The sequence below is a fragment of the Pantoea sp. USHLN298 genome (assembly GCF_037149395.1).
In the GTDB taxonomy this organism is placed as follows: domain Bacteria; phylum Pseudomonadota; class Gammaproteobacteria; order Enterobacterales; family Enterobacteriaceae; genus Pantoea; species Pantoea astica.
The window spans coordinates 26179-48139 of record NZ_JBBCRO010000005.1 but is presented as its reverse complement, the minus strand read 5'-3'; the positions used below and the strand labels follow the sequence as shown (position 1 = coordinate 48139).

At 52.0% G+C, this 21961-nt stretch carries 21 protein-coding genes; 8 read left to right on the top strand and 13 right to left on the bottom strand.

Features of this window, described 5'->3' with window-relative positions; all coding sequences use genetic code 11:
- Positions 1-40: 40 nt before the first annotated feature.
- Positions 41-1651: an intermembrane transport protein PqiB gene (pqiB, locus tag WFK59_RS13790; RefSeq protein WP_336756012.1), complete on the bottom strand. Its 1611-nt coding sequence runs from the start codon at positions 1649-1651 to the stop codon at positions 41-43.
- A 665-nt stretch (positions 1652-2316) separates the two neighbouring features.
- On the opposite strand from pqiB, the gene WFK59_RS13785 reads away from it, so the two are divergent.
- Together WFK59_RS13785 and WFK59_RS13780 are read left to right on the top strand one after the other, a co-directional pair.
- Positions 2317-2619 carry a DUF3302 domain-containing protein gene (locus WFK59_RS13785; RefSeq protein WP_233988429.1) on the top strand — a complete coding sequence of 101 codons (303 nt, stop codon included), beginning with the start codon at positions 2317-2319 and terminating at the stop codon, positions 2617-2619.
- 16 nt (positions 2620-2635) lie between these two features.
- The gene (locus WFK59_RS13780; RefSeq protein ID WP_336756011.1) at positions 2636-3772 is read left to right on the top strand and encodes an HlyD family secretion protein; all 1137 of its coding nucleotides are present in this window, start codon (positions 2636-2638) and stop codon (positions 3770-3772) included.
- A 110-nt stretch (positions 3773-3882) separates the two neighbouring features.
- On the opposite strand, the gene WFK59_RS13775 is transcribed toward WFK59_RS13780, so the two are convergent.
- Both WFK59_RS13775 and WFK59_RS13770 read right to left on the bottom strand, forming a co-directional pair.
- Positions 3883-4548 (bottom strand): MarC family NAAT transporter, encoded by a 666-nt coding sequence (locus WFK59_RS13775; protein ID WP_233988793.1) that lies wholly within the window; start codon positions 4546-4548, stop codon positions 3883-3885.
- 269 nt (positions 4549-4817) lie between these two features.
- Complete coding sequence (locus WFK59_RS13770) at positions 4818-5474, bottom strand: DUF3313 domain-containing protein (RefSeq protein ID WP_233988432.1); 657 nt, start codon at positions 5472-5474, stop codon at positions 4818-4820.
- A gap of 444 nt (positions 5475-5918) precedes the next feature.
- On the opposite strand from WFK59_RS13770, the gene yahO reads away from it, so the two are divergent.
- On the top strand, positions 5919-6188 hold the full coding sequence (yahO, locus tag WFK59_RS13765; protein ID WP_233988433.1) for a DUF1471 family periplasmic protein YahO: 270 nt from the start codon (positions 5919-5921) through the stop codon (positions 6186-6188).
- Positions 6189-6370: 182 nt separating this feature from the next.
- Here the strand turns inward: yahO and WFK59_RS13760 are convergent, their stop codons facing one another.
- A complete protein-coding gene (locus tag WFK59_RS13760; protein WP_336756010.1) occupies positions 6371-7261 on the bottom strand; it encodes an alpha/beta fold hydrolase in 891 nt (296 codons plus the stop codon).
- Positions 7262-7424: 163 nt separating this feature from the next.
- Here WFK59_RS13760 and WFK59_RS13755 point away from each other — a divergent pair, with 163 nt between their 5' ends.
- Complete coding sequence (locus tag WFK59_RS13755) at positions 7425-7823, top strand: winged helix-turn-helix transcriptional regulator (RefSeq protein WP_336756009.1); 399 nt, start codon at positions 7425-7427, stop codon at positions 7821-7823.
- Positions 7824-8530: 707 nt separating this feature from the next.
- On the opposite strand, the gene WFK59_RS13750 is transcribed toward WFK59_RS13755, so the two are convergent.
- Positions 8531-9100 carry a DUF4142 domain-containing protein gene (locus tag WFK59_RS13750; protein WP_233988438.1) on the bottom strand — a complete coding sequence of 190 codons (570 nt, stop codon included), beginning with the start codon at positions 9098-9100 and terminating at the stop codon, positions 8531-8533.
- 426 nt (positions 9101-9526) lie between these two features.
- The gene (locus WFK59_RS13745) at positions 9527-10417 is read right to left on the bottom strand and encodes a LysR family transcriptional regulator (RefSeq protein WP_233988439.1); all 891 of its coding nucleotides are present in this window, start codon (positions 10415-10417) and stop codon (positions 9527-9529) included.
- 127 nt (positions 10418-10544) lie between these two features.
- Here WFK59_RS13745 and WFK59_RS13740 point away from each other — a divergent pair, with 127 nt between their 5' ends.
- Positions 10545-11858, top strand: coding sequence for a nucleobase:cation symporter-2 family protein (locus WFK59_RS13740; RefSeq protein WP_336756008.1), 1314 nt, complete (start codon positions 10545-10547; stop codon positions 11856-11858).
- Entirely contained in the window at positions 11851-12327 is a 477-nt protein-coding gene (locus tag WFK59_RS13735) for a nucleoside deaminase (protein ID WP_336756007.1), read from the top strand. Before WFK59_RS13740 ends, WFK59_RS13735 begins: the two co-directional genes overlap by 8 nt.
- Positions 12328-12558: 231 nt before the next feature.
- Here WFK59_RS13735 and WFK59_RS13730 read toward each other — a convergent pair whose 3' ends face one another.
- The 3 genes from WFK59_RS13730 to WFK59_RS13720 all read right to left on the bottom strand — a co-directional run bounded on the left by WFK59_RS13730 (position 12559) and on the right by WFK59_RS13720 (position 14665).
- A complete protein-coding gene (locus WFK59_RS13730; RefSeq protein ID WP_094119022.1) occupies positions 12559-12876 on the bottom strand; it encodes an ArsR/SmtB family transcription factor in 318 nt (105 codons plus the stop codon).
- A gap of 16 nt (positions 12877-12892) precedes the next feature.
- The gene (locus tag WFK59_RS13725) at positions 12893-14011 is read right to left on the bottom strand and encodes an alkene reductase (protein ID WP_233988442.1); all 1119 of its coding nucleotides are present in this window, start codon (positions 14009-14011) and stop codon (positions 12893-12895) included.
- A gap of 198 nt (positions 14012-14209) precedes the next feature.
- Complete coding sequence (locus tag WFK59_RS13720) at positions 14210-14665, bottom strand: GNAT family N-acetyltransferase (protein ID WP_336756006.1); 456 nt, start codon at positions 14663-14665, stop codon at positions 14210-14212.
- A 307-nt stretch (positions 14666-14972) separates the two neighbouring features.
- On the opposite strand from WFK59_RS13720, the gene WFK59_RS13715 reads away from it, so the two are divergent.
- The gene (locus tag WFK59_RS13715; protein ID WP_233988444.1) at positions 14973-15749 is read left to right on the top strand and encodes a COG4705 family protein; all 777 of its coding nucleotides are present in this window, start codon (positions 14973-14975) and stop codon (positions 15747-15749) included.
- A 218-nt stretch (positions 15750-15967) separates the two neighbouring features.
- On the opposite strand, the gene WFK59_RS13710 is transcribed toward WFK59_RS13715, so the two are convergent.
- Positions 15968-16597 carry a LysE family translocator gene (locus WFK59_RS13710; protein WP_233988445.1) on the bottom strand — a complete coding sequence of 210 codons (630 nt, stop codon included), beginning with the start codon at positions 16595-16597 and terminating at the stop codon, positions 15968-15970.
- Between the two features lie 197 nt (positions 16598-16794).
- Positions 16795-17865, bottom strand: a complete 1071-nt coding sequence (locus WFK59_RS13705) for a LacI family DNA-binding transcriptional regulator (protein WP_336756005.1) — start codon at positions 17863-17865, stop codon at positions 16795-16797.
- A 266-nt stretch (positions 17866-18131) separates the two neighbouring features.
- Here WFK59_RS13705 and WFK59_RS13700 point away from each other — a divergent pair, with 266 nt between their 5' ends.
- Positions 18132-19394, top strand: coding sequence for a maltoporin (locus WFK59_RS13700; protein WP_336756004.1), 1263 nt, complete (start codon positions 18132-18134; stop codon positions 19392-19394).
- Positions 19395-19476: 82 nt separating this feature from the next.
- Here WFK59_RS13700 and WFK59_RS13695 read toward each other — a convergent pair whose 3' ends face one another.
- On the bottom strand, positions 19477-19791 hold the full coding sequence (locus tag WFK59_RS13695) for a glucose PTS transporter subunit EIIB (RefSeq protein WP_233988450.1): 315 nt from the start codon (positions 19789-19791) through the stop codon (positions 19477-19479).
- A gap of 71 nt (positions 19792-19862) precedes the next feature.
- Positions 19863-21935, bottom strand: a complete 2073-nt coding sequence (locus WFK59_RS13690; protein WP_336756003.1) for a beta-galactosidase — start codon at positions 21933-21935, stop codon at positions 19863-19865.
- Positions 21936-21961 lie beyond the last annotated feature (26 nt).

Genomic DNA, 21961 nt, shown 5'->3' with positions numbered 1-21961 from the left:
ACGGCGGGGATCTCCCCCGCCATCGGCAGCGGGTTTACCTTTAGCGATCGGCGTGTGTGGCGGCATCTGAGATAAGCGCATTACTTTTGCTGTTGAGCATCCTGAGTAAGGATTGCAGCTCCCGCAGTATCGGATCAAGACGCTGAAGATTCCCCACCATTCGATCATAAGCAAGCGAACCCGGCTGCAGCCCCTTCAGGCTGCTGTTCAGCTCGCGCAATGTTTGCTGCAACTCAACCGGAAGCGTTTCCATTGCCGGACTGTCGGTTAACTGATTCAGATGTTTCAGTGTCGTTTGTAAGTCACCCATCGTGCGCTGGCTTTGCTGCAGCGTCGCGCTGGCCTGCCTCACCAGTGGCGTAAGAGGCAGATGGTTCACCTTATCCAGCACCAATACCAGTTTCTGTTGCAGCTGATTCAGACCGCCGGGCGCTGTCGGAATGATTTCATAGCCGGAAATGATGCCCGGTCCATCATAAGCTGGCGCATGACTTAAAAAATCGAGATCAATATACAGCGCGCCGGACAGCAGACTGCTGGTTTTTAGCGTAGCGCGCATGCCGCGGGCAATGCCACTCTTCAGCCGCTGCACCAGGTTAAAATCAGGCATCTCGCGGGCAAAGCGGTCAGGTTCGATATTAATCAATACCGGCACGCGGTAGGCCGTCGCAATATTCTGCGTCCGGCCGGGTAAAACAAACGGCACCCTGATGACGGTACCAAGACGAATACCGCGAAACTCCACCGGCGCCCCGGCTTTTAAACCACGCACTGAATCGGTGAAAAACAGCAGGAACGGAACATGCCGGGTGAAAAAGGATCGCTCACTGCTCTGCCGGTCGGCAAACAGCGGGTATTCCGCGTTGTTGCGGGCACTCTGCACGGTTTTTATCCCCTGCGGAGTATCAAAACTGACGCCACCCGTGAACAAAGAGATCATCGCGTCTGTTTCCACCCGCAGACCTGACGCCGATCGGCCGACGTTAATCCCGCTCTCCTTCCAGAAGCGGGAATGGGTGGTCACCAGACGATCGTAGGGTGATGGGATAAATAACTGGTAGGTCATCGCTCGCCGGTCAGCATCAAAGCGGCTGTTTTCCACCGACCCGACCCGATAGCCGCTGAACATCACCGGATCTCCGGCTTTAAGCTGACTGTTTTTATCACTGCGCAACATAACACGGATGCCCGGCGCGTTGACCGGTGCCAGCGGTGGCGCGTCCAGCAGCGGATAGTGCGCTAAGGGTTGGCCTTTATTACCAGACTGTAACGCGATGTAGGCTCCGGTCATCAGCGTGCTCAGGCCGGTAATGCCATCCTGGCCTGATTGCGGTTTTACCCGCCAGAAGACGCTGTCGCTGTGTAACAGCTTCTCCATTCCCCGATTCAGACGTAGGTTGATTTCAACGTGACGGAGATCGTCTGCCAGCGCGGTACTCTCTACCTCACCGATAATGATGCTGCGGTTTTTAATCGGCGTTTTTCCCGCTTTGATACCTTCCGCGCTATCCGTGATTAGCGTGACCCGCGGGCGATGATCGCTGAAGTAATAAAAAACGATCGCGACGCCAGCCATCATCACCATCAACGGAATAATCCCTCTGGCCAACCGGCGGGATAACGTTGTTGCACCGGCATCAGCATGTTTCATCTCATGATGACTCCACATGAAAAAAAAGAATATATCGTTCTGCCATAACGGCATCTTTTCGATAGCAGGCTTATTATTCGCTCGTAAATGACACCTTCTTTTTTCAGAGCTTTCAAATTTTCCGATAACAATTAGCTGATAAATTTATGCAAGATGATGATATAAGCGCCAGGGCATTAAACGTGGCGATCAGGCACAGGGGTAATAACGACCGTGCAGAGCTAATTAAAGTTTACTCAGGACTAAATAGAAAGGAGTAATACACCATACACAATCGCCGTAAAAATAAGTATAGGTGCGATGCAGAACAGGAAAAAAAACGCCGTCATTTTTTCTTACCTGTCGTCAGATCACCGTTTTTTTTAAAAAGTGAGGTTATAAACGATAGCAATAAAAGGAACGAAAAAGAGAAGATTTCAGGCTTCAGTTTATGAAACTCACTCAGGCAGACAGCTTCAGCGCGCTAAAGATATTTTATTAATCAGCGGGTTATACGGATTACCAGTCACCACAGCCGGGCGATCCTTCTTCACCAGCCCGTAAAAACAGTACCATTACATCGCACTGATTAAGATTATTTATTTTTAATGAAATAGACCTTATTGCCGAGCGGCAGCAATAAGCCTATGCTTGAAATCAGGTTGCGAATTTAATCCGAGGCATTTATGTTTCTTAACTACTTTGCATTGGGCGTGCTGTTCGCGGTTTTTATCATTATTTTTTATGGCATTATTGTTCTACACGACATTCCTTATCTCATCGCAAAATCCCGTAACCATCCCCATGCTGATGCTATTCATGTCGCGGGCTGGGTCAGCTTATTCACTTTGCATGTTATATGGCCTTTTTTGTGGATCTGGGCGACGCTCTATCGGCCGGAACGAGGCTGGGGAATGAATGCCAATGCCTCTCTGGAGCAACGCGTTGCGGAGCTTGAAAAGCAGCTAAATAACCGAAATGTAGGCTAGCCGGAGTAACAAGGCGATGGATCTACTGATCATTCTCACCTATGTCGCATTTGCCTGGGCAATTTTTAAAATATTCCGAATACCGATCAATAAATGGACGGTGCCAACCGCAGCACTGGGTGGCGTTTTTTTGATTGGCGCGCTGATCATGCTAATGAATTACAATCATCCCTATACTTCTCTGGCGCAAAAAGCGGTGATTGCGATTCCCATCACGCCTCAGGTCACGGGCGTGGTCAGTGAGGTCACTGACAAACAAAACAAGCTGATCAAAAAAGGCGAGATGTTATTTCGCTTAGACAGCACCCGTTATCAGGCCCGGGTTGACAGGTTGCAGGCGGATTTAATGACCGCCATCCACAACGTTCAGGCTTTAAAAAGCCAGCTGGACGAAGCCATCGCCAATACCACCCATGTCTCTGCTGAACGAGACCGATTATTTAAAGATTACCAGCGCTATCTGACCGGCAGTAAGGCAAAAGTGAATCCGTTTTCCGAAAGAGATATCGATAATGCCCGACAAGACTATCTGGCGCAGGATGCGCTGGTAAAAGGTTCTGTCGCTGAGCAGGCGCAGATAAAAAGCAGTTTAGACAGCGTGATAAACGGCGAGCAATCGCAAATTGTCAGCCTGCGGGCGCAGCTGGCTGAAGCGCGATTCAACCTGGAACAAACCGTAGTCCGGGCACCGGGTAATGGCTATGTGACCCAGGTCCTGATCCGGCCAGGCTCCTATGCCGCCGCCCTGCCTTTGCGACCGGTGATGATTTTTATTCCGGAACAAAAGCGGCAGATTATTGCCCAGTTCAGACAAAATTCGCTGTTGCGTCTGGAGATGGGTGACGAAGCTGAGGTGGTATTTAATGCTCTGCCGGGTCAGGTCTTTACCGGCAAACTGACCCAGATTCTTCCGGTGGTGCCTGGAGGCGCTTATCAGGCACAAGGCACGCTTCAGTCTCTGACCATCGCCTCTGGTACCGATGGCGTGCTGGCTACCATCGAGCTGGAGCCGAACGCCGATGTTGACGCCTTACCCGACGGGATTTTTGCGCAGGTGGCGGTCTATTCAGACCATTTCACCCATGTTTCGGTGATGCGTAAGGTCCTCCTGCGGATGACCAGCTGGCTGCATTATCTCTATCTTGATCATTAACAGGCGGCATCATCTCTGTGAGGAGAGTGAATACTTTATCGTGATGGATCAACCCTGGTGTGTTTATAAAAAAATGGCAAACAAATAATTTCGGACGGGACAGTACCGGATTACCGGATTAACGAAACGATCTCAAGCACGCCATTAATAATAAATTGCACACCCATACAGACCAGCAGAAATCCCATCAGCCGGGATATGGCATCAATACCGCTTTTACCAACCAGCCGCATAATGGTATCGGTGCTCCGAAGGCAGACCCAGACGATCATCGCCACGATCAGGAAGATAAGCGGGGGTGCCACCAGAATCACCCAGGCCGGAAATTCATTGGCATGTCGCAGTGTAGACGCAGAGCTGATTAACATCGCAATGGTACCGGGACCGGCCGTGCTGGGCATAGCCAGTGGAACAAAAGCAATGCTTGTTTTAGCTGTCTCTTTCTCTTTCGCTGTTTTTATTAACACATCCATCCCCCGCTCCTCCTGCGGTATCGGAAACAACATCCTGAAACCGATAAAGGCCACAATCAGCCCACCGGCAATACGCAAGCCAGGAATAGAAATGCCGAACGTATCCATGACTAATTGACCGGCATACCAGGCAACGATAAGAATAATAAAAACATAAAGAGAGGTTTTAACCGCTATCAGATTACGGGTGGCGCTGTTCATCTGACCGCTTAATGCTAAAAATAACACAACAGTGGTTAGCGGATTCGCCAGCGGCAGAATAACGATCAGTCCCAGCCCAATGGCTTTTATCAAATCCAGCATCATGAATATCCTTTGCAGAAATAATAATCAGGATGGAGGTGCCGTCTCTGTTAATAACAGCCGGCACCAGACAGACCCAGGCAGGTCGTGTTTCACCGTGACGTAACAGACAGCAGCCTTCAGAATTAAAAATTCCTTCAGGCTCTGTTACGCGGATTCAGGCATTATTGATAAAAATTGTCGCATCAGCGATTAAACACCTTTGTGAATACAGGATATCCGTAAAACTCACATCAGCTTGATTACAATCAGGAATTATTAACTTTACTTTATTTACCGGGAAAATCGACCACGTCGGCAACCATGGTGTCGATGGCACTTTTGATATCATCTCTCGTTATCGGAGACTCACTGTTAGAGACTTTACCGCCATAGGCTTTCCTCACCACTTTTATCACCGGTTTATTGGTTGAGACGTCAATTAACGCCGCCTCGATGAACAGGAAAGTATTTTGTGAACGCTTGCCGGTCATGGTCATGGTTCCTGCCACAACCGCTGTCACCGGCAGAACTTCATAAAACTGAATATCTTTATTTTCAGCTGAAACGGCAGTGATGGCCGTCCTGAGCATTAACCCACCAGCATGTGGCTGATTGCTTAAATTCTTGTGGGAGCTCACGGCGCTTTTCAGCCGCTGTTCGGTATATAAACGGATTTGTTCCAGTGTAGCGGCATTTACGCGACTATCCGGTTTAGGAGAAGGGAAATAGACCACCGGTGACACATAAATATCCTTATAATTGCTTAAACGAAAATCGGGTGATACCCAGCGCAGTACCTGTTGACCCGATGTCGTTTCTACGGTGCGTAAATCAGAGTAATCACTTAGAAAGCCTGAGTACTGATTGGTTTCTGCCACTTTAGAAGAACAGCCTGTCAGTGTGAGAAACAAAGCAATGACGCAAAACCTTAGCAGGATAATCATTTTCGCCCCCATGAGCATGGTTATTTATACAGCGGAGAGTTTTTGCCTCATTAATTATACTTCAGTTAACGCCAAAGTTGATGATTAATTATCCGTCTTAATAACAAGGCCAGTAATATGTAAAGAAAAACGCTTTGCCGTTCTTTTTTTAACATCTGAAGGCGTACGCCCGCGCTTTTACATGATTTTTTCTCTATAAAACGCCCTTTTTTATTACCGAAAAAACTATCCTATGCACCCGCCAGAGAAAATAGTCTTCAGCCGTCACACCATTTGCTTATGACTGAAAAGTGTGACAGTCAGATTATTTTGTTTGTTGAACAATGCGTTCATCACAAAAAACCAAAATAAATCAAATCTCCCAGGAAAGAATATGCTGCAGACTCTATAATTATTGTGGCAATTAATACTTATTCCATACTAAATACATCTGGAGATGAACTGATGAAAAAAATAATTTATGTGATAGCCGCGTGTGCCTTTTCCTTCAACGCATTTGCGGCAGAGATGATGCCGAAAAATGATTTTGAAAAAGTGCAGGATCAGTACGAAAAAGTGGGTAGCGTATCAACATCAGGTGAAGTCAGCGCCTCTGATGCGAAAGCTGAACTTTCCAGCCTGGCAGATAAAAAAGGCGGAGATGTTTATGTTCTGACATCCGGCAATACCAACAATAAAATGCATGCTACTGCGGATGTCTATAAGAAAAAGTGATATAGCTAAATTGTTAACGTCATCCTCGTCTATCCCATTCATATGATCACACTGTCTGAATCAGGTTTGCCAATGCGCTAACCGGCAGCACCGGTTAGCGCATTTTTATTGCATTAAGTGACCGATTTTGCAGAAAAGAGCCATGCCGTAAGCCAAAAGTGTCGATTCTGCTGCTGTCGACGTTACAGCCCATCGATCCAGGCCGTCACGGCGTTGTTCACCTCCTCACTGCGATCCTGCATAATCCAGTGTCCTGTCTGCGTCCAGTAATCTGTTTTTGATTTTGGGTTTGAAAACCATTGACGCATATTCTTAGCCTGCGTGGCATCGCGACAAAGGTGATATACAGGAACCGTTAAGCCTCGACAAAAGTCTTCACTCGCTTTACCCACTCCGACTTGTCCCGCACCCAGAAACAGTGGGCCGAATGATTCACGTACCACATGCAGCGGCACGCCCTGCAGGCGTCTTGCATGCCAGCGCTTTAACGCGGGCTGGGTATTTTTATCGTAAAAGAGCTCAAATAGCGCCGGACCGGTTACATAAGGATCGCCTTTATGCAGATCGTCAGTGGCTTTCTGAAAAACGGCCGCCTGTTCATCCGCGAATCCCATTGAACCGTCCACCGAGACGACTGCACTCACTAAATCGGGCCTTTTTGCCGCAAGCCGCGCGGCAATCTGGCCGCCCATTGAGTGACCAATCAGAATAAATTTCTGACCGGGATAGCGTGACAGAATTAATGCCTCAATATCGGCAACATAGTCAGCCGGGTTATAATGCCCTGATGGCTTGACCTCTGATCGGCCATGCCCGCGTAAATCTACCGCTACCGTACGGTATTTGCTTTCAAGCGCGGGTAATTGCCAGCTCCAGTCATGTGAATCACAGGTCCAGCCGTGTAATACCATTATATTTTTGCCTTCTCCTTTTTCGGTATAAAAAAGTCGGGCCGTCGGTGACACCTTTGGCGCATAGCCTGTCGGGCTGGCTTTAACCGCCGCCGAGACAACGGTCGCGCTGGCAAAAGCCAGCAGGTTACGTCTGGACAGAGAGAAGTTTTTTTCTTTCATGAGGGTTCCTTAGTGCTTGCTAAACGTTGTCCCGCCGTTTTATTTAGCAGACGATGCGGTCGCAGGTGAGATATTTATCCCAACGTCAATCGCATGGTATATAACATTCAGCTAAGGTCAATTACGCACTTTGAAGCGAGTAGATATACTCAAGGATACTTAAATGACAAATAGTGTTGATCCCGTTTTCTTTGCAGACTGCGCCGCCCGTGTTTTTTTCGATCAGGTCGCAAACAAATGGAGCGTCATGATACTGACTTTACTTAATGAGAATACGCTGCGCTTTAACCAGATGAAGCGCAGCATGGAAGGTATCACCCACAAAGCCCTTACCCAGGCCTTACGCAAAATGGAACGTAACGGATTGATTAATCGGACCGTTTTGGCGACCTCTCCGGTTGCCGTTGAATACGCAATCACCGATCTCGGCCGCTCTTTGCAGAAACCGTTTAGCGCCATGTATGACTGGGCAATTAATCATCTTGATGATATTGAAAAAGCGCAGGAAGCCTATGATGTCAGCCTCGCTGAGGTGGAGGGAAGTAGTCGCGCGCAGAAGTAACGGGAGGCCTTGCCTGAATTTCGGGCACAAAATGAATATAAGGCATTCCGCACACTTTATTAATACATGGGGAGTAAAGCGTTTTAATTAGCGGTGGATCGATCGGCTATTTACCTTCGCAATTTTCAAACTGACTGGCCTGTTGCTATTTTACGGGCAAATGAGAGTAAACCTGTCATAACAGATAGGCTTTACATGAATAAATAGCAGCCTCAGCTGAGCCTGTTTAATATTAACTCTGGCAACCACAGGGTTTACCCGCTAACGGCATTCGTGTTGCATCATGCATTTGCAGGAGATATCGGACCTTTCCTTTATGTTGCGCCACCGCTTTACCACGAATTATTGACTTTACTGGCAAGGGATAACTGAGACTATTTAACCTCAACCTCAACCTCAACCTCAACCTTTTGCGCATAGCCGAACGGATGTCGGTCTCAGGTGGCACTGTGTTAAAAGCGATCCTTAATACCGGCTGCGCCATCCATCCTGCCGGGCGTGAGTTTCAGGCCAATCCGGCTTTCCGCCTCTGGCGTTACTCTCCGCTGGCGACTGCACCCTCTGAGCCGCGGTCGCCAGCGTGCCCCGTTCTCCAGCCAGCGCCTTTACGCGGTGCCTTTCTGCATCCGGTGACAACGGTTATCCGGCTCGCCGATGATGCTGCACACCAGATAACCTGTTGACTCGTTGACTGCTGGCATGGCCGGTTACATCGCCATCTGCTGAGCCGCCTTCAGATGCTGCTCAACCACAGGCGTGTGTGCATCGGCCAGCGCCTTCACATCCGGGTCCTTGATTTTAGTGGCATCCTTTTGCAACTTCGACAGCACCATTTTGTGGTCCATGGTGCCGGCGTTTTCCATGTACATCTTGTCAAAAGCGTCACCGCTCTGTTTTTCCAGCTTAGCAGCCATGGCCGCGTGTTGGGCGTCCGGCTCAGTGGGCAATGCTACGCCTTTTTGCTTAGCGACCGTCTGGACTTTGATCAGAGCATCGCCGTGGTCTCTGACCATCTGCTGCGCAAAGGCTTTAACTTTGCTGCTTTGAGCCTTACTCAGTGCGACTTTGGCGGCAGCAATTTCATTAATATTGGCCTGCGCCATGTCCTTCACCGCTTTTTCATCACCCGCGCTGAGCTTAGCGCTTGATTCTCCCTGCATTGCAGCGCCATTCTGCGCGGCGCTGGAGGGGGTCTGAGCTTGCACACCGACGGTACTGAACATTGCTGCTAATACCGATGCGGCTAACAGCCCTTTCATCATTTGGCTCTTTTGCATTGTGTTCTCCTGATAGTCAGAGTTAAGGACGAAATTAAGTCATTAACCGTGAACAGCCTCGAATATAAATAGCACCTTCATTGCTCAGTATAGTGGATCAACGATTCCTGAAAGCCGGTGACGCTATTTCCCCCGCCCCGTGCCGCCAGGAAATGATGAAAACAGAGCAATGATAAACGGAGCGGGAAATTAACGAAGAAGGTCGGACTGGCGGCTTGAGGCTCACCCATGCGCACCTCTCATTGGATGAATGCATGTTACCGTTACGGTAAAAAAATAATAAATCTGAAAGCAAACATTAATGGCCGATCAGAAGATCAGCCGTAATCAGGGCAGATTTAAAATGCCGGTTACCGTCCGCCGGGTGTTTTAAACAGAGCGGCTAAACCCTTACTGCGTTAATCAGGGCGAAAGAGAATAGCAGAACTACAGCGTTGTCCTGTTACCCGCATTATCCTGCTCAAAAATTTTATGCTTCACTAAACGATCGCGAAGCCAGATTTGTGCTTTTCCGGCTTTGGCCTGTTTTGACCACAGCAGATCCACCGCGACAATCCAGTCTGTGTGCGGATATTCCTGCTGCCGTAATTCAACCAGCCTGCCGGTTTGAAGTTCACGATAAACAAATTCGCGGGGTAGCGAAGCCCATCCCAGACCCGCCAGAGCCGCATCGAGCATGGCACTGTAACTCTCCACTCGCCACAGCATCGGGCTGCCTAAATATTCTGTCGTCGCGATCTTTTTTTCCTGTGAGCCAAAAGTAATGTGGCGCCAGTTGTGCAGATCGGCAAAAGAAACCGGAATTTGTTGAGCAAGCGGATGATCAACACTGACGACATGGACCATCACCACCTTACCCAGTTGGGTGAACTGAATGGTCTCACTCTCAACAGAATGAGAAAGGGTAATACCCAGATCCACCTCACCGCTTTTCACCATGGCTTCCACGTCGCCACGAAACGGCTCCTTAATATGGATATCGACTTCAGGAAAGGTCATAGAGAATTCATATAGCACCGGCGCAATAGTGATGTAGGGAAGCTCGATGGCCAGGCTGACGTGGCTCTCAATCTGCTGGTTAAAGGCGGTTACACGCTGATCAAACGCATGACACCTTTCCAGTATCGTTTTGACATATTCCCGCAGCACTTCCCCTTCCGGCGTAAGCCTGACCTGCCTGGGCGTTCGCTCGAAAAGCGCAACGTTGAGTTCAATCTCCAGATTGCTCATCGCCATATTCACGGAAGACTGAGATTTCCTCAGATGACGCGCAGCAGCAGAAAAGGAACCCGATTTGGCCACCTGTTCAAAGGTCATAAGTTGTTCCAATGAATATTTCAATTTACCCCTCAGCTTTCAATTTATCTGAAAACAGCTCACTCACTTTTATCATTTTTTTACATATAGAGTGAGTTCTCTTTTTTGAATAATGACGGGGATGCTTATGGAAACGTTGATTGCAGCAAAGACACCTCAAAGCTCGCTGAGCCCCGGACGCATAGCGTCGCTGGGCTTCCAGCATGTACTGGTTATGTACGCGGGCACGGTCACGGTGCCTTTAATCCTTGCGTCAGTAATGGGCTTAAACGGCGCTCAGACGGTGACGCTGGTTAACGCCTGCCTGCTGACATCCGGACTCGCTACCCTGCTTCAGTCTGTCGGTATCAGTCGCTTTGGCGGAAGATTGCCGTTAATCCAGGGATGCTCTTTCATCGTGCTGGCACCGATGGCGATGATCGGCCAGCAGTATGGGATTACGACGGTTTTTGGTTCGGCCATCGCGTGTGGGTTGTTTACGGTGCTTATCGCCCCGCTGTTTAGCCGCCTGGTCCGCTTTTTCCCGCCGATTGTGATTGGCTGTGTGATTACCATCATTGGCATTTCGTTGATGCCCGCAGCGGCAATCTGGATTGGCGGCGGAAACCCTGACGCCCCTGATTTTGCCAGCCCCTCTCATTTATTACTCGCTCTGGCTACCCTGGTGATCACGCTGATCTTCTATTGCAAGACGCGCGGCATCATCAGAAATTTCGCCATCCTGGCGGGGATGGGAGCAGGCACCCTGATCGCTTTTATCGCAGGATTAACCGATTTCTCCGTCGTCAGTCATGCTGCGTGGATCGGTATCAGTATGCCCTTCTCTTTTGGTCTGCCGGTGTTTTCACCCGTTCCTGTTTTTATATCCTGTCTGGCGATGATCATCGTCATGACAGAGACAACCGGCAATGTCCTGCTGATAGATAAGCTGATCGGTCGTCCGACAACATCACAACGCCTTTCCGATACGATACGCGCTGACGGGCTTTCAACGATGATCGGCGGCTGTCTCAACAGCTTTCCGTACAATGCCTTTTCTCAAAATGCCGGGCTGATCATGCTCACGCGCATCACCAGTCGATCGGTCCTGGCTGCCGCAGGTGTGATACTGGTGTTGCTTGGCCTGTTTCCGAAACTGGGTGCGATTGTGTCAGCAATTCCTCGTCCCGTACTGGGCGGCGTGGGCATTTTAATGTTTGGCATGACGCTGGCGGCTGGTATCCAGCAACTCAAAGAGGTCAGTTTTGAAAATGATAATAATATGCTGATTGTTGCCGTATCGATAAGCGTCGGTGTTATCCCTATGGCCTTCCCTGCTTTGTTTAATTCGCTTCCGTCGTCATTAAGATTAATTTTTGACAGCGGCATTTTTATGGGTGGATTCACGGCTGTTTTACTCAATGCCCTACTCAACGCCCGAAAAGGAGAAAATAATGAATAACACAACGGATATTAAATTCCTGAAAATGTCGAACGAGGTCGGGAAACGCGCTATCGCTTTAGGTAATCATCCTTTCGGTGCGGTGCTGGTGGCCCCTGATAAGGAGACGGTGCTGTTGACCCAATGTAATATCGATAGCGTTAATCATGCTGAATCAACCCTGGCGCGAATCGCGGCAAGCAATTTTTCTGCTGAATATCTCTGGAACTGTACGCTTTACACCGCGGTAGAGCCTTGTTGCATGTGTGCCGGGACGATTTACTGGGCCAATATTGGCCGGGTCGTTTATGGCATGAGCGAAGCTCGTCTGCTGGAGTGTACCGGTAACCACAATGAAAACCCGACCATGCATATCCCTGCATCATATGTTTTTCAGCATGGGCAGAAAAACATTGAACTGACCGGCCCGGTAGAGGAGGTTGAAGAAGAGACGCTCAGGTTGCAAAAAGATTTTTGGGCAACCCGGTGAGGCGATAATATTTCAGCGTATCAGGCTGCGTGTTTATTCCGGATAAAAAACTCTTTCCGTTTCCGGACTTATTTTTCAGCAATAAGTCCGGAAAATTAAATATCAGGCAAACCCTGAAGCGCGCTCACTGTTCAGCCAGCCACCGCGCCGGTTACTCAACTCGCTGCGCCGAAAGGCGTCCTCGCCAGGCCGTCGGCCAGCAATCAAAAAAGTAAAACTGATGAAAGGAGATTATAAAAGTTGCTGCAACGATTGTGTCACCGCAGCAGTGACTTCATGAATACGCTGCTCGGCGCGGCGATAATAGGTCCATTTACCCACTTTGCTGGCTTCCACCAGGCCTGCGTTTTGCAGCGCTTTAAGGCATAACGACGTGGCGGGCTGTGATAAGCCCGCCTTGTCCTGGATGAGGCTGGCACAGACGCCATACTGATCGAAAGGATAGAGCTGCGAATAACCCGCAAACGCTTCGTCAGGATTTTTCAGCCATTTAAGTACCGCCACCCGTGTCGGGTTGGAGAGTAATTTCAGGGCATTTTCGGGTGACATGCCGCCTCGCAAAACATCAGGATGGATAGACCGGATAGTCAGTATATCCTTTCTCACTGCCGCCATACAGGGAGGCGTGATCGACGCTGTTCAGCGGATGACCCGCTTTCAATCGCGCAGGCAGATCGGGATTGGCGATAAAAGTACGGCCGAAACCAAACAGATCGCCCCAGCCTTTTTCCAGCATCCGCTGCGCTTTTTCCTGCGTATAGCGGCCTGAGTACATAATCGGCGAGCGGAAAGTTTCGCGCAGCGCGATGCGGAAATCTTCAGGCAGATCCGGACTGTTGTCCCAGTCGGCTTCGGCAATGGAAAGATAGCCGACTTCCAGCGCATTCAGTAGCTGCGCGGCGCGCAGGTATGTCGCATGAGGGTCGCTTTCTACCAGACCAAGGTAGACGCGTTCTTCATCGGTGCTTGAAAACAGCGGTGCAAAACGGACGCCGACCCGGTGGCTGCCAAATACCGCACTGACCGCCTCGGTCACTTCGCGCAGGAAACGCAGACGATTTTCGAGTGAGCCGCCATATTCATCTGTACGGAAGTTAGTGTGTTCGGAGATGAACTGGTTTATCAGATAGCCATTGGCGGAATGCAGTTCGACGCCATCGAAACCCGCCTCTCTGGCGTTTTCTGCGGCACGGCGATAGAGCGCCACCAGCTCTTTGACTTCAGCAGTGGTCAGTTCACGCGGCGCACTGGGCGCGGTTAACCTGCCGGCACCGGGTCCGGTTTCGATAAAAACTCTGACGTTATCTGCGGCAACGGCTGAAGGGGCGACCGGCGCCTGCTTGCCTGGCTGCAGTTCATTATGCGATACCCGGCCAACGTGCCAGAGTTGACAAAAAATCGTCCCGCCCTGCTGATGTACAGCCTCAGTCACTTTTTTCCAGCCGGCGATCTGTGCTTCGCTGTGGATGCCCGGCGTCCAGGCATATCCCTGACCACGGGGTTCAATCTGTGTGCCTTCGGTGATCATAAAACCCGCACCGGCACGCTGGCGATAATATTCCACCATCATCTCACCGGGAATATTGCCTGGCTGCTCACTGCGGCAACGCGTCAGCGGCGGCAGTGCAATGCGGTTACGGAGCTGAAGGTCACCCAGCGTCAGGGGAGCGAATAAAGAGGGCATAACGAAAAATCCTTTAGTGTCGAAAGTGGCGACATTATATTTACACATTTAAATTTGTAAATGTGTAGTTCGTGCTTTTTGCCCTGCTGGGGGTGACAAGGGGTTGCAGCCTGACGGTGCGCTTAGCCTGTATGCGTCATGCCGGGAGGCGTTATTTAAGGCCGTCAGCCGCGCTACGCGGGTTAAGTTAACGATCTCTCAGCCTTGCAGGTTTTTTGCGAAACACACCGCCTCGTCCCGGCCGCTGTAAGGTCCGTAATTCTCAATGACTGAGTAGCCATTTTTACTATAAAACTCAACCGCCCGACGATTGATTCGCCGGGTTTCAAGCCACAACGCGTGATAACCCATACGCTTCGCCGAGCTTTCCAGAAAAGTAAGTAACGCATTGCCAATGCCAGCAGAACTTCGATCTGAAAACATTCTCTTAACTTCAGCTATATCATTCGCGAGTGGACGGATAGCCCCGCATCCAACGGCATGACCCTGTTTGTTTCTTGCCACAACCCATAGTGACCGCTCTCCTTGTACAGACTCTGGTATAAAATGGCGTTTACCGCTATCGCCAGTGATCGCAGCCAGCTCTGCTGACAATTTTTCAATCAAATCGAGCGAGTCTGGCGCAGATGGGTCTGCTTTTTCGACGGTGATCATAGGGGTACCTGTTGTACGACGGCTGTTGAATATAAAAAGATATTAATGAAAAATGCGTTGATCGTCAGCGACGATATTGCGAAATAACAGGATAAACAGTGTCGTTTTCGCCGATCGACTACTCCCCGCTCCCCATCCCTGGCGGCCGTAACATCAAACATCATGCACCTCTTCCCACAAAATAATTCGATTCCGGCATCAGAAAAGTTTCGCTGAAACATCTCTGCAGCTTAACCTTTTCTTAAGATTAATCCGATAACCTGCAGGCTGTATTAGCCCATTTTGGGCTTTTCCGGAGCCCGACCCCATGCAAAATAATACGACACACACTTTATCTCTGAGCAAAGTTCCTGCCGTCACCGCGGCTTTCTGGTTAACCAAAATCGCAGCGACCACCCTGGGTGAAACCGGCGGCGATGCGGTAACCATGTCGATGAATCTGGGTTACCTCACCGGTACCCTGATTTTCGCCATCATCTTTTTCATTGCGGTGGTGGTGCAGATTAAACGTCACAGCTTTAACAAATGGATCTACTGGTTTACCGTTGTGGCCACCACCACTGTCGGCACCACGCTGGCGGACTTCGCCGATCGCTCGCTGGGAATAGGTTATCTTGGCGGTACACTGCTGCTGAGCACGCTGCTGGTGCTCTCACTGTTTATCTGGCGCATTACCTGCGGCACCATCGCGGTAAATTCCGTTAACAACTCTATCTCAGAGAGTTTTTACTGGATTACCATCATGTTTTCTCAAACGCTGGGCACCGCGTTAGGTGACTGGACCGCAGACAGTGAAGGTCTGGGCTACGACGGCGGGATCCTGCTGTTTGTTGGCGCGCTGGGCATTATCTGGGCCGCCAGTCGATTTACCTCGCTTTCGCGGACGGCGCTGTTCTGGTCAGCCTTTATTCTGACCCGCCCGCTGGGTGCGGTAGTGGGTGACTTCCTGGATAAGCCTGTGGCCTCCGGCGGACTGGCGCTGAGTCGCTATAGCGCCTCGCTGACGCTGGCGCTGATTATCATCGCGTTTCTCTGGCTGCTGCCGCAGCGCCCGGCGATGAAAACCGCTACCGCCAACGGATAAATAAAGCGTCACAGGCAGCGTTGCCGATGACGCTCAGCGCTCGTGAACACATTCGGAGCCGCCAGCAATGGCGGCTTTTTTATTATTCAGTGCAGGCCGAAAGTATTGTTGCCGCGCAGGCTGTAATGCTGACAGAAGTCCCGCTTCTCGCTCAACGCCAACTCTGTATCAGGGATCAAAGCGAACTGGCATCCTGCACAGGTCACCCTCCAGCGCCTTCAGCTACGGCTCAGTACCAGCTTCAGGCCTGCAATGGCGAAGCAGCAGGCTAACAGCGCATCAAGCCCGCGCCGGATACGCCGATAAAAAGCACTCATCAGCGCGGTGGAGAACAGTAACGCATAGCCGCAGAACACCATCACGCAGATCGCTGCACAGCCGCAGAGGATCATGGGCAACGCCGCGGCCGCCGCGCCCGGCTTGAGCGCAACGGACATAATGGCGACCCAGGTAAGAATGGCTTTTGGATTACCGATATGCATCAGGATGCCCTGGCGGAACAGCCTGGCATAGGCGACCTTCTCATCGCCTGGCGCGTATTGCGCCTCATCCGGTCGGCGTAGCGCGGATTTCCCCGCTTTGAAGGCAAGCCACAGCAGATATAACCCGCCGCCAATTTTCAACACGATCAGCAGTTGGGCGAAGGTCGCCAGCACGGTCAGCACGCCGCAGGCGGCCAGCAGTGCCCACAGCATCGAACCGCCTATCACGCCACCGGCCAGCGCCAGGGCAGCAGCGCGCCCCTTTTTCATCGCCGTCCCCATAATCGCCATATTACTCGGCCCGGGGCTGGCCGTTGCTACAAAGTAAGTGGTGTAAATCAGGATTAACTCGTGCGAAAACGCCATGTTTGCCTCGTTTATCAGAGTGGTGCTGTTGCCACTCTATATCGGCTCGCGCCAAAAGCCAGCATTCCGCCTCGTTTATCCCGATCGGATGATGCGGCCTGGCTGTCCCGGTGGTTTTTGCCGATCGGGGAATGCGTCAGCCGCTGAGTTGCCGGCTCGTCATCACACCATGCTTTCCCTATTGCGTTCAGCCCGCGCTATTCAAGCCGACTGGCAATCAGCCTCAGCTGTTCGGCGATCTGCTTCAAATCCCGCTGCTGCTGTCCAGCGGCACCGGTTGAGCTGCGCACCACCAGCCTGGCGGGCAGGATAGAGGAAGAACGCTGCTCATCGTGCTCGCCGGCCAACAGGATACGCGCCACCGCCTCTTTGCCCTGCAGATCGAGATCCAGCGAAACCGTGGTCAGCGCCGGATGAAAGAACGCGCTTTCATAGGTGTCATCGTAGCCAATCACCGAGATTTGCCCCGGTACCGCAACGCCGCGTTGATGCAGCGCGCTGAGTACGCCAAGCGCCATCTGATCGTTACCCACCAGCAGCGCGCTGAAGTCCGGCGCTTCGCGCAGCAGTTGCAGCACCCCGTTGTAACCACTCTGCGCATCCCAGTTACCGTGGCTGATGCTGACCGGCTTCAGGCGATAGCTTTCGAGCGTATCCAGCCAGCTCTTTAACCGCAGGTTAGCCGACACCGACTGCTCAGGACCGGCCAGCAGGGCAAATTCCCGATGTCCCTGCTCATAAAGATATTTAACGCTGGCGCGGGTACCGTCAGCGGGATTAAACGAAACGTTAAACACGGCGCTGTAAGGGTCAACATCCAGAAAGAGGCAGAGGATATCTTCGTTCTGCTGGGCGATGTGCTCTGCATCGCTGCTCTCCAGCGGGACGTTAATGATCACCTTATCCACCCGCTGAGACTTCAGCTCATTGATACAATCCTGAAGACTTTGATTGACGTTCTCATCAATCATCGCAATCAGCACCTGGTAGTCAGCGGCGTTGGCGTAGCGTTTTACCGCGGCGGCCACCTGCGACGGGGCATGCAACGCCAGCGAAGTGGTCACCAGACCCAGGGTAGTGCTCTGCTTGCCTACCAGCTGTTGCGCCAGTCGGTTGGGTACGTAGCGCAGCGTTTCAATAGCCTGTTCCACCTTGCGCCGCGTTGAGGCTGAGACGTTTGCTGACTTGTTTAAAACCCGTGACACCGTCTGATAAGAGACGCCTGCATGGCGGGCGACATCTTCCAAGGTGGCATTTTTTGATTTCATAATTCGCATCCCTGATGACCAATGGCGAAATGTTATCACAGCTCACCATCCCGCCAGGATACCGCAGTCACATTGCCTGAATAAAAAATAAAAGTAACACCTTCACATCCTGCAATTTGGTGATCTGATTCACCTTTCGTTACATAACACCGTCATTTCTTTGCAATACGTCACACATTGCCGCGATTTAATTTGTCACTCCTCTGCCAAAGAGCGTTTACTGCCGCTGTCATGTGAACGTATTACAAATACAAAATGAGGATAACATGGAAACAAGGTTACGTACTGCTGCTGTGGCGCTCGCTGCTGCTCTGGCTTCTCCATCGCTGTATGCCGCGATCGACAATATCGATTTCCACGGCTATCTGCGTGGCGGCGTAGGTGTGTCGCAGGATGGCGGTATTGAAGAGTACCAGAAGAATAAAATCGGCCGACTGGGCAATGAGGCCGATACCTACGGCGAGATCGAACTGGGCAGCGAAGTTTACAAAAAGGATGATGTCAGCTTCTACGTTGACACCATGGTCAGCATGTTCTCCGACGGCTCCAACGATAACGAAACCACCTTCGGCGACGATGCGCAGTTTGGCCTGCGTCAGCTTAATCTGCAGATCAAAGGGCTGGTGCCGGGCGATAAGAATGCGGTGATCTGGGGCGGTAAACGCTACTACCAGCGCCACGATCTGCATATCATCGATACCAAATACTGGAATATCTCCGGCTCCGGGGCCGGTATTGAAAACTACACGCTGGGTCCGGGTGCCATCTCGTTCGCATGGATTCGGGGCGATGCTAACGATGTGGATTACCGCGTCGATGGCGATAACGACGTCAACATTAACTATCTTGATTTGCGCTATGCGGGCTGGAAACCCTGGAGCGGGGCCTGGACTGAGTTCGGCATCGATTACGCCATGCCAAACACCACCAAAAAGCAGGAAGAGTATGGCGGCCTGTATGACGCCGAGAACGGCGTGATGCTGACCGGCGAAATCAGCCAGGATATCTGGGGCGGCTATCAGAAACTGGTGCTGCAGTATGCCGACAAAGGCCTGGCGCAGAACATGATTTCACAGGGCGGCGGCTGGTATGACATGTGGAATGATACCCGCAACGCCAAAGGCTACCGCGTGATCAACACCGGTCTGCTGCCGATTACCGACAAGTTCTCGTTAAACCAGGTCTTCACCTGGGGTTCCGCAGATGATGTGACAGCCCAGACCAGCAAAAGCACCCTGCTGTCGCTGGTAGGCCGCGGTCAGTATCAGTTTACCGAGTATGTTCGCGGCATCGGCGAAGTCGGTAGCTTCTGGCAGAAAGATGAGAACAAAGTCGGCGGTGATTATAAGCAGGCGGGACAGAAATATACCCTGGCGCTGGGTCTGGCCGCTGGTCCGGAGTTTATGTCACGTCCTGAACTGCGCCTGTTTGCGTCTTATCTGAATGATTCTGAAAACGGCCACAGTTTCCAGGACAACACCAGTAATGACACCTGGAACTTCGGCGTACAGGTCGAAGCCTGGTGGTAAACGCACTATCTCCTCGTTGTGGTCTTTATTAAGCGCTTATGCAGGGGCTTATTTGGATAACCGGTAACGGTTATCCATTTTTTTATTCCGCCTGAAAAAAGCGTCTCTCCAGTAGCTGACGCAGACGATCGGACCGGGTCCCGAAGATCGCATGCACCTCGTGTCCCAGAATCACCACGCCAATCGCTCCCGCCTGCTGCAATCCGGCCGTATCCACCGCCGCCAGCGATTTCACCGTCACCCGCAGCCGGGTTAAGCAGGCATCGACCTGCTGAATATTGTCGCGCCCGCCAAAGCAGCGCATTAGCTGATCCAGCAGTTCACCGTCAACCGGTGCCTCACCGGCGGGCAGCGCCTGCCGGCTGAAGTAGTGCTTAAACGATTTCAGACTGACCATTCTGTTCTCCTTCAGATAAGAAAAAGGCGGGCTGCTGCCCGCCGTGTTGCTGATAACGCTAACCGCCTCGCTTAGGAGGCGCTGTTGTCCCGTGGCGCACGCAATACGCGACAGCCCCAGGGTGCCAGGGTCAGCGCGCCGGTCAGCGGGACGCCGCTGATCAGATCGCTGATCCCGGCTGGCAGTTGCAGTTGCTGCGCCTGTCCGGTGTAGTTCTGCAGGAAGATAAACGCCTGTTCACCATCGGTACGGCTCTGCGCCGTCACGCCTGGCGGCAACGCCATCGGCAACGCACGCGGTAACGCCAGCTGCCGGATCAACGCGCCGTAGAAATCACGGTGGAACGGCAGATCATTACGCGATGCGATGTACCAGGCTTTGCCCTTGCCGACCTGATTAACGGTCACCGCCGGAGTTCCGGCGTAGAAGTCGCTTTCGTAGCTGGCCACGACCGTTGCGCCTTCCGGATGAATATGCTCGCAAAGTTCCCGCGCCTGATACGGCCCGCGCAGGCCCAGTTCGTTACCGTTTACGCCGCGTACGCCATTGAACTCATCGTCGGTCAGGCTATCGATCTCTTCTGCCCAGATGCCGAGCAGCGGCCGCAGCGGGCCAGGGAATCCGCCGAGGTAACAGAGATCGCTCTCGTTGACGATGCCGCTCCAGTAGCTGGCAACAAAGTGACCGCCCCGCTCCAGATGTTGCTGCACCCGCGCCGCGAAGCCATCACGAACCATGTAGAGCATCGGCGCAATCACCAGCTCATAGCCGCTGAGATCGCTGTCGCCGTTGATCACATCGACCGCCACACCCTGTTCCCAGAACGCGCGATAGTGTTCATTCACCGTGCGTTCATAGTGCAGCCCGAGGTTGCGCGGACCCTGCGCGTTATCCATTGCCCAGCGGCTTTCCCAGTCGAAAATAATCGCCACTCTGGCCTCAACCCGGCTGCCCAGCACCGGAGTCATCGCCGCCAGCATCCGTCCTAACTCGCTCACTTCGCGGCCGGTTCGGGTATCAAGGTGACCGACGTGATCGACCACCGCACCATGAAATTTCTCGACCGAGCCGCGGCTTTTACGCCACTGAAAATATTGCACCGCGTCGGCACCGTGCGCGACCGCCTGCAAAGACGAGAGAATATGCATCCCCGGCTTTTTGAGCTTGCTGGTCGGCTGCCAGTTAGTGGCGCTCGGCGTCGACTCCATCAGGACAAAGGGTTTGCCCTGCTTCAGGGTTCGCATAAGATCGTGATACATCGCGGTGTAGCAGGCCAGCGCGGTTTCATCCTGCTGGTTGTGCCACATCGGATAGCTGTCCCAGGAGATAAAGTCGAGCGTCGGGGCCAGCTTCCAGTAATCGTAATCGTAGAAGTACTCCATGAAGTTGGTGGTGGCGGGCAGATCGGGATTGGCCTGCTTCAGCGGCTTGATCTCTTCGCGGCAGAAGTCGTTGACCTGATCGGTCATAAAACGCCGCCAGTCGAGGTTCAGACCGTGAATCGACATTTCACCCTGCGGAGCCGGTGAGACAATCTGCGACCAGTCGCTGTAGGTATGGCTCCAGAAGTCGCTCCACCAGGCGTGATTCAGCTTCTCCAGCGTTTCGTAGCGGCGCTGCAGCCAGCCGCGAAAGGCCTGCTGACAGCGATCGCAGTGGCACTCGCCGCCATACTCATTAGAGATGTGCCAGCCAATCACCGCCGGATGATGGGCGTAACGTGCCGCCAGCTGGTTGTTCATCGCCTGTACTTTCTGGCGATAAACCGGCGAGGTCATGCAGTGATTATGCCGGCCGCCATGCAGAGCAGGCACGCGATCGCGACCCACCCTCAACACCTGCGGGTAGGCCTGCGACATCCAGGCCGGACGGGCGCCGCTCGGCGTGGCGAGAAACACCGAAATGCCCTGCTGCCAGAGCTTGTCGATCACCTCATCCAGCCAGCCGAAATCATAGCGTCCCTCTTCCGGCTCCAGCTTCGCCCAGCTAAAAATCCCGACGGACATGACGTTACAGTGCGCCTGCTTCATCATCATTACATCGTCATCAATAATGCCCGGCTGATGTTGCCACTGTTCCGGATTGTAGTCAGCGCCATGCAGCAGCGAGGTCACCCTGGCGCTGATCGGGGGAAATTTATTCATATCTGTTCCTCAGAGGTGTCAGAGAC